This is a genomic window from Sinisalibacter lacisalsi, assembly GCF_014640115.1.
In the GTDB taxonomy this organism is placed as follows: Bacteria; Pseudomonadota; Alphaproteobacteria; order Rhodobacterales; family Rhodobacteraceae; genus Sinisalibacter; species Sinisalibacter lacisalsi.
Genome location: NZ_BMGI01000006.1, coordinates 325,221 through 345,256 on the forward strand (window position 1 = coordinate 325,221; position 20,036 = coordinate 345,256).

The 20,036-nt window shown below is 65.1% G+C and carries 2 protein-coding genes; both read right to left on the minus strand.

Annotated features, from left to right (window positions below):
- Positions 1 to 3: 3 nt before the first annotated feature.
- On the minus strand, positions 4 to 19,422 hold the full coding sequence (locus tag IEW01_RS17400; protein WP_188530209.1) for a leukotoxin LktA family filamentous adhesin: 19,419 nt from the start codon (positions 19,420 to 19,422) through the stop codon (positions 4 to 6).
- The gene (locus IEW01_RS17405) at positions 19,422 to 20,009 is read right to left on the minus strand and encodes a hypothetical protein (protein WP_229738337.1); all 588 of its coding nucleotides are present in this window, start codon (positions 20,007 to 20,009) and stop codon (positions 19,422 to 19,424) included. Before IEW01_RS17405 ends, IEW01_RS17400 begins: the two co-directional genes overlap by 1 nt.
- Between the last annotated feature and the right edge of the window lie 27 nt (positions 20,010 to 20,036).

Sequence of the window (20,036 nt, forward strand, 5' to 3'; positions counted from 1 at the left end):
TTGTCATTGCCGCAACAGAACAGCGGGGCCGTTCCCTCGCACGACCACACTGTATTCTATCCCGTCGATTTCAACCAGTGTCCCGTCGAACTGGGAAAGATCAAAATCGTCGTCGTCCTCTTCGCCGTTTCCGAGACCGAACGACCCGAAGGAGCCCGGAAGGATGATCGGATCATCGGCGTTCCACATCTGGCGAACCGTATCGCGCACCAGGCTGATACCATCATAGGGCAGGCCCAGAACATCCGTGAGCTCGACCGTGTCGTCGTAGACCACCACGAACGAGTCCGTCGATGTCGCGATGCCGTCGAGCGTCATCGTGAAGGGATTGCCATTCAGATACATCTGGATGTTGCTGGGCGGGTTCGTCTTCGGCGTCTGCGTCCGGTCATCGACGAACACCGTCTGCGACGGGGTGGTCAACAGGAACGTCCCCGCCATCGGCGACGTGCCCTGGATCGGCACGATCGCGTTGACGACATCGACGAATTGCGCCGTCGTCGTCATCAGCGTTTCGGAGACGAACACCTGCGGCATAACCACCCCGGCGGGAGAGTCGATGTTCACCTGCGCGAATGTCGCCACCGTGCCATCCGGCCCGGTCAGGGTGACATTCAGCGGATCGGGGCCGCTCGGCACTTGCGTGATATCCAGCGCGCGGATGATATCGGCGCGCAGCGAAAGGTTCTGCGCAACCTCGAGCGTGCCCACGTCGAGCGTTCCAGTGGCCTGAAGGTGGATGTTCTTGGCGCGCATCACCTTCACGTCGAGGATGCCGGAATTGCCCGGCCCGAAGCCCGCGATGTTGATGATGGTCTCGCCCGCTTCCTCGAGATCGCCGATGATATCGCCGGTCGAATAGATCTCGCTGTTGAGGCCGGCCTTGATCGTGTCGAACTTGACGCCGTTGCCGGTGATGGTGGAGTTTCCGCCAGCGTTCAGGCTGGTGAGAATATTCACCGGCCCGGTACCCCCGGTCAGGGTAGAATCGACCCCGGCCTTGAGCCTGGTGACCGTGATCCCGGTTCCGGTGATCTCGGACGATCCGCCTGCATCGACATCCACGCCAGTCACGGCGCCGGTGCGGGCCAGGATCTTCGTGTCGGCCCCCGTCGTGATGCTGTTGAAGTCCACCTCATTCCCGGTCAGATCTGCCGATCCATTGGCGTTGATCTGGTCACCCTCCACGTCTCCGGTGACGGAAACGAGGGTCACGTCGCCCGCATCTTCGGGCCCAGGCACAGCCGGGATACCGGTCGTTTCAAGGCTCACGAAGGTCAGGTTGCCCTCGGCGGTGAAGCTCTGGCTGCCGCCGCTTTGTGCCGAGGTCACGGTCAGAACGTCATCGCCGGTCACATCGATCGTGCCGTTCGGTGCCGTGAGGCTGGTCAGCTCCATCGCTGTGAGGGCGTGAAGCGCGATCCCGCCATCGGTCGCCTCTGCTTCGAGCGTGTGGGTGCGGATGCGCAGCGGGTTGGCAACATCCGTGACGGTGTTGTCGAGCGCCGACGTGTTGGCTTGCGTCTTGTGGCCGATCCCGAGACCAGCCGACAGGTACACGCCCGCCCCCACCGACATCGCGGTGATATCGGTGCGCGGATCGGAGGTTCCGGCAAAGATCCGGCCTCCCGCGGTAACCGAAACCGCGTCGGCCAGCGCTATTTCCGAGGTGATCCCGGTCACCAGGGCGTCGCCCGTCGTCGCGATGGTCACCTGCCCCGCGTTCGCCAGGATCTTGGCGCCATTGAGCATCTTCAGTGAGGCCGAATTGATATCGACAAGCCCGGCGGTCGAGTGCACATCGCCAAGTGCCGTGAAGAGCGTTCTGCCCCCGGTCGCGATGGTGATGTCGCCCGGGGCTTTCACTAACCCGTCGATCACGCCTTCACCCGCAGCCGTAAGGCGGATGATGCTGCCGGCCTTGGCCGAACCGATGATGAAGAGCGAGTTCGCCGGGCCGAAGAGGTTGATCTCCTGCGCCGCTTTCGCGGTGATCTGGCCACCAAGGCCGACGCCCACGTTGAGGCTGCGGGCAACCGTGCCGATCGAGCCGGTCACGGCTTCAAGCTCGACCTGCGCGCCGAGGACGTTGATCAACTCGTCGTTCTGCGCGTTCAGAAGCGAGTCCTGCGCCACCAGTTTCACGGCCTGGGGCGAGTAGACCGTATCGATCAGCCCGCTCGCGTTGAGGGTGATGTTTGTGAAGGCGATGTTAACGCCGTTCTGTGCGCGCGCGGTCGTGGTGCTGCCGTCGCGCAGCGAGAGATTCAACGGCGTTATCGTGGTGCCGATGCTGCCTTGCGCGGCTTCGAGGATAAGGTTGCCGGTTTGCACGATGCCGCTGGAGGCATTCGCGATATTTCCGAACACCTTGATGCGCGTGTCGCCATAGGTGCTGATCGACCCGAGCGTCGCCGCGCCGCGCGAGGCGAGGAACGCGCTGCCGATATCGGCGTTCGATCCGTCCGACACGTCGGGAACGTCGATGTTCAGCGCCGTGACCGCGTTGAAGTTCAGCGGGCGCTTGCTCAGCACGGTGAGCAGCGTGTGCTCCGGCGCCACCAGCCCGAGGGCGGCCGCGTCGAGGGCAGCTTGCTGCTTATCCGACAACAACTCCGCCCCGAGGTTGAGCGAGGTGAGCGCGCCGGGGAGGTGGAGGTTCTTACCCTTGGCGGCATCGTAGGCCGCGATCTGCTCCGGGGTTGCGTCGGCCGGAAGATGGACCGGGCCGAGTGTCAGTTGCAGGTCGTTGCGTTCAGCCGAGGCCAGCGCCACTTTCTGATCGAGCGTCAGATCGCGCGGGTCCATGCTGGAGAGGATCGAGACGCCAAGCGGGCCCGTCGTGCCTGCCCCGATCGTCTCGCCGATCCCGAGGCCCGCCTCGATGGTCACCGTGCGGCCCGAGACGTTCGGGTCTTTCAGCACCGGGTTGGTGCCGGTCACGGTTTTCAGAGCACCGGGCGCCAGCGAGAACGCCAGTTCACGCTCGGTCCAGACCGATCCACGCGTCAGGTCGGCCTTCTGCTCATCCGTGGCCGTGTAGGTGAAATCCGCGTCGTAGCTTGCGGTCAGGTCACCGACAACGCCGTGCAGGCGGTGGTATTCCGTCGTCTGCTGCAACTCGACATCCGCGATGCGGTCCTCGACGAAAGCGTCCACGTCGGCTTCTCCGGCCTCGATGGCTTCGGCGCGGAACTGGGCATCCAGCGCACGGTATTGCGCCGAGTCGTCGGTGATCTCGACAGTGGCCGACGGGTCATAGGCAGCATCGCCGCGAATGCGCCAATACTGGTTGTAGGTCTGGGTGGTCGAGGCTTCGAACGCCGAGATCGCATTGGCTTGCTTGGCCGCATTCACGGAGCCATCCACACCGCGGGACGGATCGTCGGCCAGCAGGCCGAGGCTTTCCCAGAAGCCGAGAAGCTGGTCGTAGGTGCGCTCGTCGATGGATTGCACCGGGTTGTTGTCGAGGATCTGGCCGGTGGCCGCGAGCCGCACATCGCCGCCGGTGGTCTGCACCTTGACGACGAGGGAATTGCCATCGGTGTTCCCCGCCCAGCCGTCGGAGCGCACGCCGATGTCGCCCGCTGCCGTGATCGAAAGCCCGAGCTTGGCATTGGCATCCGCCGCCGGCAGGTCAACCTCGGGATCGCCGAACGGCCGATCGGCCGGGTCGGTGGTGAAGCCGGTGTTAACGCGCAGAAGCGAATTGTCGGCGGTGTTGCCCACCGATCCGCTCATCGAGTTGAGAGACACACGCGGCGCCTGGATGCGCGCGTTCTGGTCCTTGCCGTCGATCGAGCCGTAGGAGAACAGATCAACCCGGCCGTTGCGATCGGCCACAAGACCCGAGGCCGTGACCTGATCGACAACGATATCGCCGCGCGAGATGATCGACACGTTGCCCGCCTTGGCATTGGCCGAAAGCGCACCGAAGCCCGCCGCTTGCGTGCCGGTGAGATTCACCGTCATCGCCGGCGTCGTCGGGGCCCCGGTGTTGCGCAGATCGGTGACGCCGCCAACCGAGGCGTCGGCGGTCAGCGAGATGTTTTTGGCCTTGATCTCCGCCGCAAGGGTGCCCTGGATGATCGAGGCATCGCTGATTGCAGTGGTTCCGGCATTGATCGTGACGGTGCCCGCAACCGCATTGAGGTTGCTCGTCAGCACCACGTCCTCGGTGGCCGAGGTGATGTTGATCGCGCCGGTGTTGGAGCCGATGAAGTTCACGCCGATCGGGTAGTCGGCCTTGAGCGACTCGGTGATGATCGTCGTGTATTCCTGCCGAAGCTCGTAATAGCGCGTCTTTTCCGATGCGATGCAGAGCGTCCACCAGTTGCACTTGCGCGAGCTTTCACCGGTCTTGACGAAATCGTTCTTGGTGAAGGTCGATTGGTTGGCTTCGGTCAGCGGGGTGCCCGACAGGCCCGAGTTGAGGCTTTCGGTCGCGGGCGGATCCTGGAAATATGCACCGTTCGCCTCGACGAGACCGCCACCGTTTATGGTCTTGTTAGTCGTGACATAGGTCCCATCGGCGAGGCGGTAGGTGCTCAGAAGCAGAGGCGTGCCAACTTTGGTGAGATCCCAAATCCGATCAACCGTCAGCGACGACGAACCGAACAGCTCCGTCGAGGTCTGCTTGTAATTCGACGTGCTCTTGAACTCTTCGCCGGTTGTCCAGACGTAGCGCTGGTTGGTGGTGCCGGGCGTGTAGATCGTGCTGCGGTCCGATCCTGTCGTCTCGGTCACGCCGCCGAGGTTCAGTTCGCCCGTCTCGTTGACGATGGTGCCTGTCCGCGTCTCGATCTTCACCGAACCCGAGTCATCGCCCGGCACGTAGTCGCGGGTGAACACGGTCTTGCGGACGTTGATGAGCGGGTTTTTCGGGCTGTAGGGATCCGTGGTGGTCAGGCCGACCACGTCGGTGATCTCGATCTTGCCTTCAACGCCGCGCAGGGTGCCGGTCGGGTCTTCGCCCGCGCTCAGGTTGCGCAGCACCACCGGGATGTTGGAGGCGTTGTGGATGTTGATCGTGCCGAACCCGTCGAGCACGTTCAGCTTGCCGACGGCGGTCGAGGAGGCGGTGTTCATGATCTGGCCGAAGAGCTGAATATAGCCGCCCTTCACCGAAGCCCCGTTCACGAAATACTGCTTTTCCCTGGCGTCGTAGGAAGCACCGATATTGTCGGTCGTCGAGTCGTTGACGACCGAGAAGATGCCGTCGCTCGTAAGGGTTGCGGCAGCGAAAGCATCCGCCTGCTCCTTGGTGAACTCAAGCCGGATCTTGATCTCGTCGGAGAGGTAATCCTTGATGTTCACCTGCGTCGGCACATCGTTGATCGTGATCGTGCGCACCGGGTTGGCGTTCGGGTCAACGAGCACCTCCTCCTTGTACTGCTCGACCACGAGCGCCAGTTCTTCCTCGTCGACGCCCGGCGGCGCGCGGTTGATCTTGATCATCTGCCCGGCGCTGTTTTCCACCTCCGTCTTATCAACAAGAGCTTCATCTTCAGGGTCGACACCGATCGCCGATGCGCTCGCGGTCAGCGTCGGGTTGCTGTTCAGCGTCAGGTTCCATTCGGCGATGCCCGACTGGATCGTCGAGTTGATGTTGAGATAGCGCGCCGAGATCGAGATCGCGCCATTGGCGGTGATCCCCGGCCCCTGTTCCAGATCCTCGGGATGTTCGAAGCTCGCCGGATCGCCGCCGATATGGTTGAACCCGTTCACGTAGCTGGCGACGAAGTCACCGTCCTTGGCGAGGATCTCGACCGAACCGGCGTTGATCTGGCCGCGGATATAGATGTTGCCGGCCTCGGAGATGATCCGCACCGCGCCATTGGTGTTTTCGATCACCGAGCCGCGCTTGAGGATGATGTCGGGCGCGATCTTGCGATCATCGACGTCGGTGATGGACTCGGGCGTATAGGTCGAGAGGATCTCGACAAGGCCGCGGCTCGAGGTGCGCGAGGTCACGACATTGTCGATGGTGTTGAAGCCGGAAGGGACGCCGCCTGCGTTCAGCGAGGTGATATCGGCCCCGCTGTGCACCAGCACGCCATTGAACCGCAGGTTGCCCGCATCATAGGTCGGCACGATCAGGTTGCCGAGTTCCAGCGTGTGATGCGTGGTGTTGGTGATCTGGATCTTGGCGTCGCCGGGCGCCAGGAGCTGGCCCGCGCCGCTGGTGCGGAGCTGATCCCCGGTGACGAAGATATTGCCCAACCGTGCCACCGTATCGGCGATCTCGATGTTGTAGGCCCGTGGGGTGCCGGAGGAATTGGACGCCGTTGCTGCCGTTCTGGTTGCATCCGCAAGATAAGTGGTCAGATCCTTGAGAAGGCCGACGAACTGGCTCAGCGAGTTATTGTTATTGCCGCCAATCGTTCCGTCCTCGGACGGAAGGGCCTTAAGGGTTCCGATGTCGGCGGTCAGGTCATCGGCCACGTTCTTGACGCCGATGGTTACAACCACGGTCTCTCCGTCAATTTCGTCGTTGACCCCATTATATTCGTCCGCAAGGTAGCTGGCGGAATACGCAACCTTGGTGAGGCTGCCGCTCTCGGATGTCAGCGAAGACTTGAGCGCATCAACCTGGTCGTTGGTATCGATTGCGGTATCATAGTTATCATCATCCTCATCCGGCACCGGCACATAGAGTGCATCGAGAAGCTGATCCAGCTTCGTCTTCGCCGTCGCGGCGTGGTTCTTTGCCTGCTCCGATTTCGTCTTGAGCGTCGCGACATGCCCTTCAATATCCGTCAGTTTGGTTGCGATCGCGGTCTGCGCTTCGTCGATAATGCCATTCTGCTCGTCCCGAAGAACAGTATCATTATCGACCAAAGCAGTAGTGAGCAGATCCCGAGCCTCCTCGATCTCCTGCGTTTTCTGGGCGATTTCACCCCGCAGGGTATTGATGTCATCTTGGGCCGTCTTGGCGTCAGCCGCTGCCTGTTTGCCGGCGTCCCGCGCGTTCTGAGCAGCCGTTACATAGCTGCCATGGCTATCGGAATCATATGGCGCGCTTGCCTCGATGGATGTGATGGTCGCATCGACCGTCGCAATCAGACCATTGGTGGCAGTTTCGTAAACATCCACATAGCCTTGGATGGTGTCACCCAGACCGACCGCCTCCGCGAGACTGGTCTTGATGGCAAGATCGGACTCCACGATTTCGATATCGCCGGTGAAGCCGGCGACTTGCTCCAGCGCCAGTGCCTTCGGCGAAGGCCCGGCATAGGTCCCCGGCTCGAATTTGCCATCTGCGTCGAACGAGCCGAGGCCCAGCCCAACGAGTTTGTTGTGTAGGAAGTTGATCTCGTTCTGATAGGCCGCCTTGGCGATCGGATCGGTATCGTAATCCTTGATAAGCTGCTCAAGCTCGGCAACGCGTTCGAGGATGTTCGTGCCAACGTCGAACGGGCCGTCGAGGTCGAATTCGATATTGTCGCCCGAGTTGGTGTCGATGCAACTCTTGAGGCCCGCTTCGCATTTCAGATCAAGCGTCAGCAGCTTGTGGCGCTGAATGCCGGTTTCCACCCGGCCTTCGACATCGACCCGGGCGACGCCGCCGCCGGTGTTGGTCGATCCGCCGTGGTAGTCGAACGTCACGTCGCCTCCGCCAAAGGCGTTGGACACCGCCGAGGCCGCCTTGGCAAGTTCCTCGCGATAGATGTCTTTGCCGGTGCCCACCGCGCGGGCGTCGATCTCGCCCCGGCTCACCGCGAGGTGGATATCGCCCGCCGCGCGCACGCCCTGCGGATCGGTGTTCATGTTATCCGAATCCGTGGTGCCCACGGTGATGATGCCCGAATTCGTGACGGTCACGGTCGGGTTCGGGGCGGACGGGATCGGAATCGCCGTCTTGTTGAACAGATCGACGATGGCGTTGAAACCCAGTCTGGCGGTCTGGCCTGCCGGGCCGGTGCCCGCACCGATATAGACCGTCGCATAGCGCGGCATGTCGCCGTTGGTCGGGTTGTCGCCATCGGTCGCCTGAACCAGCGCATCATTGCCGACGGTGACGGTGTTTGCGCCGGTGTAGGTGATGTTGGCATCGCCCGAGGGCGCGCCCGCGAGGCCGTAGGTGGTCGCGGATGCACGCATGTCGATGTCGGCTTCACCCCATGCCGCGATCTGGATATCGCCGTAATCGACCTCGACGTCGGCTTCCGAGCCGACCGAGGCGGTTGCATTGGCGGTGATGCCCGAATTGATCACGGCATCCGCCAGCGCGATGGCGCCACCGCTGTCGAGGTTCACCTTCTGCGCCGAGGAGATATCGTTATAGGCCTCCTGCTTGTAGAGCGAGGGGCCAGTGCCCGGCTGGTGCAGCCGCACGGCAGCGTTTGCCCCGACGTTCGCTGCCGTATTGTGAATGATCGTCACGGTCGCCCCGCCCGCGGGCACGTTGGCAAGCCCGCCGGAGATCGACTTCACGTTGTTCGCCCCGCCTGCAAGGAACGGGTTGCTGGTGATGTTGCGCGCCGACAGCGTGAGATTGGCTGCGGACAGTTGCACCTGGTCGCCGATCTCGGCGTCGACGTCGCTGCTGACGAAATGGTCAAGCGTCGCGCCGCTCGCCCCGACGAGCGAGGCCTGCGTGCTGTCGACCGAACCGCCGAAGTTGGTGGTGTGCTGGGCCGAGATGTTCGCATCGCGGCCCACGATCACCCCGTAGCCTGCCGCACCGGTGGTATCGGCCGCGGCCCGGGTCGTGCTCCGGGTCGAGGTTTTCGAGGTCGCCGCAGACCCGGCGACAACACCGCCGCTGCCCGCAACCGTGACGGCATTGTTGTTGTCCGTGCCGGTTGCGGTCACATTCAGCGTGTCCGCCGTCAAGAGCGCGAGGTTGCTCAGGGTGGCGCTGGTGGTGGTGTCCGATCTTGCCTCGGAGATATTGAAACCGGCGGCCACGAAGCCCACGGCCAGGCCGGAGCCATTGGCATACTGGTTCGTCGTGTTCGACGCCGACACGGTGGTGGTGCCGCCGGGCGAACGCAGCGTCGACCCGGTCACGGAGGTGATCGCGTTGGTCGAGTTCAGCGATTTCGTGACCGTGGCGTTCAGCCCGACTAGCGCGCCCGCCGCGCCGATGGCCTTGGAATTGACCCCGCCGGTACCAGCAGAGGTGCCGATTGTGATGCTGCCTGCATCGATCACGGATCCGTTCGCAACCGTCGTCGAAACCTCCGAGGCCACCTCGGATTCTGCCGCCGATGCACCGGCCGCGAGACCGCCCGCAACCGCGATGCCCACGGCTTCGGTATCGACCGACCCGGTCGCCGTCGCGTTCACTTCCGTCAGGCCCGACGAATAGATCCGGGCCGAATCCACTGAAGCGGTAACCGAGGGCTTCACGGTCGCGATGGACCCGGCCCCCTGCAGGGCGGCGCCGATGCCGCCGCCGACGGCGTAAGCTTCCGTGTCGGCAGTCGACGTCGCGGAAGCGGTGACCGAGACCGATGCCGCGCGCCCGGTGTTGCTGCCAATCGTCGCGTCGTCGGAAATCGAGGCCGATACAGCCCCGCCAACCGTTGCTTCACCGACCGAGGCGCCGACCGCGACTCCCCCGAACGATCCGCCGATGGCATCAACCGTCAGGTCGCGGGTGGAGTCTGCATTCACCGCCACCGCGCCGCCGGTCGTGATTTCCTTGCCCCGGATCGCCGCCGTGGTGCGCGAATTGTCGGTGTGGATGCCGACATCGGCGCTGACCGCCGCGGCCAGACCGCCGGCACCCGCAAAATGCAGGCCGTATAACGTGTGATCAGTCAGAGCGTTCACGTTGACGGCGCCCGCCTCCATGGTGCCGGTTCCGTCGATCTTTGCGGTGCTGCCGGTGTCGACCGTCAGAACCCCGATCCCGGCGCCACCGGCAAACCCTCCGGCCGCCACCGCGCCGGTGGTCATCTTCACGTTCAGCCCGTCCGAGCTCTTCACGCTAACCGTACCGCCCGCGTCGATCGTGCCGCTGCCGATGGTCGCCGACGTGCCCGCAGGGGCGGAAAGTGTATCGGTCGCCCCGACCACGTCGATCTGATTGCGCTTGTTCTGCGCGGCCGCGCTCACGCCGCTGATGCGGGTATCGTCGGAGGCGGCGAGCTGGTCATTCGCCGTCCCGTCTTTCGCCTGCGCCTGCGCTTCTCTGGTGATGCTGGCGAAGCTCAGCGTCCCGTCGTCGCTCGCATCGCCGATGTTCTTGTCGGCCTCGCCGTTCGGGGCCACGCCATCACCGTAATTGTAGATCGCGATGCCAGCCGCCAGGCCGACGATCCCGCCGCCCGCGCCCATGACATAGGCTTCGCCTGCCTTGTTCGACAGGCCAGAAACGCGCACATCGCGCTCGGCGTTGAGGGTCACGTTGTTGCCGATCGAGGCCGCGGCGGTGTTCTTGAACACGCCCACATCGACCACGCCGGCAACCCCGCCAAGCGCACCGGCAGCCACGCCACCGGCAGCAACCGAGGTCACGGTTTCGTCGCGGGCCGTCACCACGACATCCTGCGCTGCGTTGTTGTCCGTGCCGGTCGCCGTGTTGATCGAGGCATCGTTCCCGATCGAGGCGGTGTTGGTCACACTCATCAGATAGAGCGTGAGAACGCCCGCGACCCCGACATTGCCCGCCGCCGCACCGGCGGCCGCGAGGGTGAACCCGGATTGCAACGAGTTGGACTGAACGTTGACGCCGCGCGAATCCGTGCGCTCATCGCTGAAGTCGTCACCCGTGAAGATCGTGTGATTGCCGCGTTGCCCGAAGGCCGTCACCGTCGCACCGGACGCGATGGCCGCGTCGATTTCCTTGTTGAGGTTGACCACGCTGATCGCGCCGCCAACACCCGTCGAGCCGCCAATCGCGAGCGCCCCGGCCAGAACGCTGGTGCGCGTCTTGTCGTCAGCGATCACGTCGACATCGCCTTGCGCCGTCACGGTTCCGGCAAGCTGAGCCCTGGTCTTGGTGGTCACATCGAACACCGAGATACCGCCGGCAATGGCGTCGGAACCGGCAGCGGCCCCGGCAACCCCGACACCGACGATATCCTGCGTCGACCGCGCCGTAACCGCGACATCGCCGTTGGCCGACATCGTGCCTGCCCCGACAAGCGCCTCGGTCGTTGCGTCGATCACCATGACGCTGAAACCGGCGCCTACGGCAACCCCGCCCCCAGCGACCGCGCCCGAGAAACCGAGCGCGTAGATGTCGCTGGCCGCCGCGACGGTCACATCCTGCGCGGTCGCGGGCGTGCCCGTGCCCGTGATCTGGTTGATCTTTGCACCGGCGGCGATTTCAGCCTTGGTGTTGGTGGTGATGACCGGAAGCCCGGCGGAAATCGAAACGCCAACGGCCCCGGCCGACCCGGCTACGGAAAGCGACCGCACCGACGCCTTGTCGGATGCGTTGACGATGACGCCGCGTGCCGTTGCCGTGGTTGGCGTCGACGTGCGCTTCTTGGCGAGGAGGTCGAGGCCGGTTGCCCGCGCCGTCGCCGCACTCGCATCGGTTAGTTCACTTGTCGCGCCTTCGTCGGGGTCGTCGTCGAATTCGGCGGAGGTGAAGCCCTCGTCGTCGCCATAGGTCGAGAAACTCGGCGTATAGCCGGTGGTATATTCCTGATCTCCACCGTTCCCGAGCGCGGTGACTTCGGCGTTCGCATCGACGGTGGCGATGGTCGTCGCATCGATCACGGTCACCCCGACCGAGGCACCAACCCCCGCGGCCCCGCTTCCGCCGAAAGCACCGTCGAGCATGTCGATTACGGTTTTTCCATCGGCCAGCACGGCAACGTTGCCATTGGCATGAACCTCTGCCAGTTGCCCGATCCGAGCGGTTGTCGTCGGCGTCACGGAAAGCACCGTGACGGCCCCGGCCAGACCGGCCTTGCCGCCAACGCCGACACCGGCGGTGATGTTGGTCAGCGTTTCCCAGCTTTGCGCGTCAACGACAACATTGCCCGATGCGACCCGCGCCGAGGCACCGATCTCGGCGGTCGTGGTCTTGGTCAGAACCCCGACCGCAACGCCCGCACCAACACCAGCCGTGCCGCCGACCCCGGCAGCCCCGGAAGCCGCGAACAAGGTCGAAGTGTCGGAGGCGCTGATTTCCAGCGAACCGCTGTCATACGCATTTCCAACCTTGGCGTAATCCCCAACCAGGGCTTCGGTGGTGGTTCCGAGCACGTAGATCCCGGCCCCGGCACCAACGCCGGAGGAGCCCGCAGCGCCCGCAACGCTGAACAGATCGCCGTCTTCCGTCGCCGTCGCGGTGATCGAGACAGCACCACCCGTGTTGATCTCGGCGCGATCCGTCGATGAAGTCCCATCGGCCAGTGCCGCGCGCGTGATGTTGTTGACCACGACAACCGTCGCTGCCGCCCCGATCCCCGCCGAGCTTCCAACGCCAACGCCGGCCGCCAACCCGAAGATGTCGAAATCGTTCGTCGCACCGAGCGACACCGCGCCCGCGCCGGAAATCGTGACTTCCGCGCCACGCGCCATCAGCGCCTCGACCCGGTTCTCGGAGGTGACCACGCCGGCAACGCCCGAAACGCCCGCCGAAGAGGCCGCCGAAGCCGAGGCCGCATAGCTGCGGATATCCTGCTTCGCCGACGCCGTGTTCGAGAAGGAACCCGCCGAGGTGATCTGGGAGTTTTCGCCAAGCGAGCTCGTCGTGGTACCGTCGCTCACGACAACCGTGGAAGACACGCCCACCGCCGCACTCGACGTGCTGGCCGACAGCGCGCCGGAAAGCGATTTGGCGACGAAATCACCGCCGGCCGACAGCGTCACAGCCCCCGTGCCCACGTCCACGTCGGCGTTCGACCCGACCGAAGCGGTCAGCGTGTCGGAGAACACCATGACGCCGAAGGAGCCCTGAACCGCCAAGCCGGAGCCGCCGGCCCCGCCGATCGCCTCGACGTAGTAGTTTGAATTTCCCAGCAGTTTTCCGGTGGCAAGGTCGGCCAGCGAACCCGCGAAAGCATCGAGATTGTCAAGGCTGGTCAGCTTTTCATCTGTAAGCCCGGTAAGGGGGTCGTCGATCTGGCTATTGATCGCCGTGACCGAGAGAGCGCTGCCGGTCAGGGCGGAATCCGCCCCGACGCTGGCCTCGTATTCCTTCTCCGACACCACGACAGCGATTGACCCGCCCACGGCTGTCCCGCCGGTCGAAAGCGACCCGGCGAGCGCCTTGGCAGAGAGGTGGCTTTTATTGTCGACCGTCACCGCCATCGCGCCGCCATCGGTAACCTCGACGTCGTCACCGATCTTCGCCTCGGTCGTGCCGGTCGAAATCGCAACCGCGAGCGACCCGGCAACCGAAACCTGCTTGCCGGAAGCCCCGGCGATACCCAGGGCGCTCAGCTTGGAGAGATAGTCGCCTTCCGCGTTCTCGCGCGACGTGGCGGCAACCGTGAGACCGGCCGCATCGGTGTTAATCTCGGCAGAATCGGCAATGATCGCCGAGGTGGTGTTGTTCAGAATGGCAAGGCCAACGCCAACGCCGATGCCCACCTTGCTCTTCGGGTCCGACGCCAAGCCGATGCCCGAGGTCGCCATGCCGACCTCGTTTGTGGCGGTCACACTGACCGCGCCAGAGGCATTGATCGTCACGCCTTCGAGCTTGGCTGTCACCACGTCCTGAGCCGCCGCGATCCCGGCCGCCGCCGCGATGGTGATCGTCTTCGCGCCGGAAGGTTTGTTGCCGTTCTCGTCGCGCTGGCTGTCTTTGGTCTTGTCGAGCGAATCCGCGGTGGTCGAAGTGCCGTCGGTCTTGTCGTTTTGCTTCTTATCGTCGGACGAGGAGAAAACGCCGCCGCCCGCCGTGGCCGTTGCGTGTGCGTCATAGGTCCGATTCGCCGAGGCTTCGATCGTCACCGCCCCTGCCGTGGCCGAACGTGCCAGCACCGCGGAGGTCAGCGAGGTGTTGTTCAGTGCCCCGCCCGAAGCGCCGTTGCCGAGGATGACCGAGGCGGAAGCGCCAACGCCGACCTTGTCGGACTTGTTCTCGCCGGTCGATGTCGCCGTGTTGGTTCCCGTGTTCGTGGCGATCACGCTGAGCGCGCCCGCCCCCATGGTGAGATCGTTGCCGGTGCCGATCCGGGCAATCGTCGTCTGGTTCAGCAGCGCCAGCGCCACCGAGGCGTCGACCGCGATCCCGCCGGCCGCGCCGGCCGAGGCTTCGGTGGTCGTATCCAGGCCCGAAGTCGCGCTGACCGACAGCCCGGCGCCGCCGGTCATGGTCGCGCCGTCCTGCAGTTCCGCCGTGGTGGTGGTGGTGAGCAGGTTCATCGCAAAGGATGCCCCGACGCCGACCTTGCCACCGGCCGCCCCGCCTTCATCCGAGGGTTCCGCCGTGGCGGTGGCAGACACCGCGTTGCCCGCCTCGATGGTCGAAACCCCCGCACCCGCGGCAACCGACGCACCGCCGGAAATCCGCGCCGTGGTGTCGAGCGTGACGATGTTGAGTGCAACCGAACCCGCGATCCCGACCTTGGAGCCACCGGCGCCCGAGGTGGCCGAGGTAAGGAAGGTGTCGGTCGCCGCGCCCGTCGCCTGCAGGGCACGCACGTTGACGCCGGCGCCGGCATGGGTGCCGGACCCGAGATAGGCGGTATTGGTTTCCTGCACCACGTTGACCGAAACGGCGACGCCGATGCCAACCTGCGATGTGCCGCCATCCTCGCCCTTGACGGCCTGGCCGTCGGAGGTCGCCTCGCCACCCGTCGTGGCGCCCGAAGCAACGGTGATCGAGCCCCCGGCGGTGATATCGACGCCGTCGGGCACAACCGCCTCGACCGTCTGTTTCTGCACGTTGATCGCGACCGCGGCGGCCACGGCCACCTTGCCTTCGGAGGTCTTCGCCGAGCGGCTGTCCTTGCTGTCCTTGTCGGTAACCGCCGTATTGGTCGCGCCCTGCTGATCGACATCGCCGACACCCGCGGTTGACTGCTTGCCAGCGCCCGCCTCGAATTCCTTGTTCGCTGTCTTGTCAACGCTTTCGCCGTCACTATCCAGCGCCGCGTCTTCGTCCTCGGCATCCTTCGCACCTGCCGCGCTTGCGACCGCCGTCAGGGTTGAGGACGACACACCGCTAGCATTGAACGAAACCGCCCCGTCCGCGTCGATGTTGCGCGCCGTGGTGGCCAGGGCGCGGTCGTCGATGATGGCGAGCGCGAGAGACGCGCCGATCGCCGCCTTCGTTCCGGCGGCCTTGCCGGAGGCTTCGGTGGTGATCGTCGAGTGCTGCGCCGCCGAGACCGAAACCGCGCCGGTCACTTCCTGCGTGCCGCCGGTGCCAAGCCGCGCCGTGGTGGTGTTGGTGATCAGCGAAAGCGCCAGCGCAGGGGTGACGGAAATGCCACCCGAAGAGCCCGCTTCCGCCTTCGTCTCCGCCACATGCGTGGCCGCAGCCGAGAGCGTCAGATCGCCCGCGTCGGTCACCACCGCGCCGTCCGCAACCTCGGCCACCGACCGGTTCGCCAGGATGTTCAGCGCCACCGAGGCGCCGACCCCGACGGTCGCGCCGCTGGCTCCGCCGCCAACCGGCAGGGCCTCCGCGGTCGCCTCGGTCTGGTTGTCGGTCGTCAGCGATACATTGCCCCCGCCCGTCAGCGTGACCGTCGCGCCGCCCGAAATCCGGGCCACCGATTGGGTGTCGATGAGGTTCAGCGCCACCGAACCGGCGACGCCCACCTTGGATGCGCCTGCGCCGGATGAGGCCTTGGCAAGGAAAACGTCGCCGCGCGTCGCGGTCGATGCCGGGTTCGCCATGAAATCCGCCACGTCAAGCTTGGACGCCGAAAGAGTGACTCCGCCCGTGCTATGCGCTGCATCGCCCAGGGTCGCATCGTTGCGCACCTTGACCACGTTCACCGCGACGGCGGCGCCGATGCCCACCTGCGAGGGCGGCGGGGTCTCGCCCGCCGCATCGGGTTTGCCGACGGCGTCGCCGACCGCCTCGATCTTGCCATCGGTATTGTTGATCGCCGCCAGCTTCAGAACGCCGCCCGCTGAGATCGTGATGTTGTCCGGAATCTCCGCCTTCACCGAGGAAGTCTGCACGTTGATCCCGACCGCCGCGGCGACCGAAACCTTGCCTTCAGAAGTCTCCGCCGACCGGCTGTCCTTGCTGTCCTCGTCGTTAACCGCCGTATCGGTCGCGCCCTGCTGTTCGGAATCACCGACGCCCGCGGCCTTCTGCTTGCTTGAGCCGGACTCCAGCGATTGCGTCGTCGTGGTATCCACGTCACCGCCATCCGAGGCCGTGCCGTCGTCCTCCGCCGGGGCCGCGCCCACCGCCGAGGCTTCCGCCTCCAGCGTCGAAAGCGAGGCGCCCGCCGCCGAGAAGCTGACCGCGCCGTCGGCGTCAACGTTGCGCGCCGTGGTGGCCAGCACGCGGTCATCGACCAGCGCCAGCGCCAGCGATGCCCCGATCGCCGCCTTCGATCCGGCGGCCTTGCCGGAGGCTTCGGTGGTGATCGTCGAGTGCTGCGCCGCCGAGACCGAAACCGCGCCGGTCACTTCCTGCGTGCCGCCGGTGCCAAGCCGCGCCGTGGTGGTGTTGGTGATCAGCGAAAGCGCCAGCGCAGGGGTCAGCGAGATGCCGCCGGAAGAACCCGCTTCCGCCTCCGTCTCCGCAACATGCGTCGCCGCAGCCGAGAGCGTCAGATCGCCCGCGTCCGTCACAACCGCGTCGTCCGCCACATCCGCGTAGGAGCGGTTGGCGACGATGTTCATGGCAATGCCTGCCCCGACGCCGACGGTGTCGCCGGTCGCGCCGGTGCTGGACGGAAGCGCCTTGGCGCTGGACTCGGTCGCGTTGTCGGAACTGAGCGAAACCGCGCCCGAACCGGCGATCGTCACAACGGACGACCCGGCGAGGCGGGCGATGGATTGCGTGTCGACGAGGTTGAGCGCGAAGGAGCCGGCGAGCCCCACGTTCGCGGCGCCCGCACCCGAGGTCGCCGACGTGGTGAACGCGTTCCCGTCGGTCGGGCGCGCGGCGGAGAGCGCCGCGCTGCCGGCGTTGACCGCGCTGGAGATCACCGCGTCATTCACAACCTTGGCGATGTTGATCCCGAGCGCGACGCCAACCCCCGTATCGGAGGTCACGGCCGTTCCATCGGCGATCACGTCGGCCTTGTTGCCGGAACTCGTCGAAACGCTGAGCGCGCCGGTCACGGTCGTGGCCGCGCTCGAGTTGATGCGCGCATTCGTCGTCGAGGTCAGATCGGAGATCGCCAGGGCGCCGGCGACCGAAACGCCCCCGTCGGAGGTCGTGGCCTGTCCGCCGTATTTGGCATCGGTCAGGTAGGTGGTGGCCTGGCTGCCCGGCGAAGGCTCGGTCGCCCCGCCCGCACCGGCCACCGCTTTCACGGTCGTCTCGGTGCTGGTCGTGGCGTCCATGCCCAGCGTGCCGGTGCTCACCGCCGCTGCGTCGGCGATTTCGGCGGTGGTGATGGCGTTGATGACGCTGACGCCCACGCTCGCGCCGAAGGCAGCGGCCTGCGGGGTCGCATCCGAGGTGGATGTCACGGTGTTGCTGGCGTTGAGGTCGGTGGCGCCGGCCACGTCGAGCGTGGCCGCACCGCCGACGCGGGCGATCGCCGTGCTGTTGATGGTCGACACCGCAACCGCGCCGTCGGCCGAGGAATCGACCGGGGCGAGCGATTGGGTCAGGATCATCGAGGAAACCGACGAGGTTGCGTCGACATCGACCGCGGCCGCGGTCAGATCGGTGCTGCCCTTGATGTCGACTTCGGAGGTCACGTTGGTCACGACCACGCCGAGCGGCAGAAGGAAGGCCCCTCCACCACCGGTGGCGGTGGCCGTGGCGGTGAAGGTGCCCGAGGCGTCGATCGTGCCGCTGTTTGCGGTGATCTTCGCCGTGGCGGTCGGAATCGCCAAAAGCGGGTTGCTTTGGTCCACGGTCGAGCTGGCCGTCAGCGTGATGTTGCGCCCGGTCAGTTCCGGGCCCGATGCGCCGCCGCCGCCGATGGTGATCTGCGCCGTTCCGCCTTCTGTGCGGACCGCGTCAAACACTACGTCGCCGCCGGTGAAACCCAATCCGGTGGTGACCCCGGCGAGAACCTTTGAGCCATCTTCCAGCGTGATCTGGGGCGCTTCGAGCGTGATATCGCCGGAATCTCCGGAAGAAAACCCAGCCCCATCCAGCATCCGCGAATCCAGCACGCCATCCCCGGCGATGGTAATCGAATTGTCGGCCAGAAGCTCAATGTTTGCGCCGCCCGATAGAATGCTCGTCGAAGCGGCAATGACGAGATCGAACGGATCAATCAGGAAGGTGCCCGCGCGGCCCGAAACCGAGGAAAGGTCGATGTTCACCGAGCCGATATGCGCGTCACGGCCCGAAAGCTCGATGAAGCCGCCGTCGCCCGCACCGATGCCGGCGGCGCTGAAGGTCGCGCCATCCTGAGCCACGAGGGTGCCATCGGCAAAGACGACGATCTCGCCGCCCGCGTCGCCATCGGCGGACACGGTTGCATCGCTGCCCACGGCGATGTCGCCACCGGTGATCGAGACCTCGCCGCCCTTGCTGGCCGCTGTCGGCGCGCTCGCGTCCACCCGGCCGTTGATCCGGGAGCCGCCCGCGGCGACGATCGAGATCCGCCCGCCGGACGAAACGAGGGCCCCGCCCTCGACCATGCCCTGCGCGTTGACGGTGGAATTGAACATCGTGCGATGGCCGAAGTCTTCGCCGGTCACCGGCCCGCTGTCGCCGGTGACGGAGACAGTCTGCCCCTGAAGGGTGATCGACCCTTTCGCGTTGATCTCGCCCATGATCGCGATGTGACCATTCGGCGACACCGGGATTTCGCCGCGCATGAGCTGGTTGGCCACGGCATCATTGATGCTGCCGTCGGAGCGGATGACACGGTCGAGGAATGCCTGCGTCGGGGTGTTCACGGCCAGCGAGCCGACGTTGACCCGCCCGTTCTGGCCAACGATGAAACCGTCGGGCGAGGAGAAGAAGATATTCCCGCCGATCGAGCCATCCTTGAAGGCGTTCAACTCGCCATTGATGACCACGGCCCCGTTCGAGACCATGTTGACCAGGTTGCCCGCCGCATCGGGCACCATGAGATCGACCCGTGTGCCCGCGGCCTGTTGGAAATCGGAAAAACTGTTGAAACCGACACCGTTGGACACGGTATCGGTGGTGATCCGGGAATGCGTGCCCGAAGTGGTGATCTTGGTGCGCGTTCGCCCGTCGGCAATGATGTTGTTGACCGAGGGGTTGAGGTTCACCGCCTGGGCTTGCGCCGTTTGCGGCAATCCGGCGTTGACCAGCGCGCCGAGGACAAGAGGGCTCGCCCCCAGAACGAACTGCTTGAGGAACGCGCGCTTCTGACGCGCTCGTTCCTGTCGGAGGTATTCGACATGAAGGAGACCACTGTGCTTGCCCATCAGAAATCTCCCGGTGTGATCGTGAGGATATCCGGATTATCCGGATTTACGGCGTAGAGAAGCGTGAGGGCTTCGGGGCGCAACGTCAGATCGCCCTCTTCGCCCTCAAACCGACCCTGAAGCAGCAGGATCGCGGTGTGGCCCGACGCATCCGAGCCCCGGAACAACAGGATGCCGTTCTCGAGCACCACGTCGCGGGTGATCGTGTCCGGCTGGTAGCCCGCCGATGCGAAGTAGGAGCGCAGCAGATCGCCGTTCGCGAAAAGTATCTCGTCGGTGATCGTCTCGTCGGTGGCCGGCGCCCAGAGAATGCCGACCTGGATCAGCGCCTTGCTCTTGTATCCGAAGATGTAGGAAACCTGCGCCCTGCCACCTTCCGGCAGAATATCGGGCACCGAGATGGTGATCACCCGGGTCCGTTCGACCGTGTTCACCCCGACGTTGATCTCGTCGTCCTCAAGCCCGAAATCGGCCTTGATCGCCTCGATCACCGCCTCCTCATCCATGCCGAACTGGGCCGAGCGGAACCCGGTCAGGTCGGCCGCGGCTGCCTCGGAGATATCCGGAACCGCCGCGGATTGCGCCATCGCGGAAGACTGAGGGGCAAACCCCCC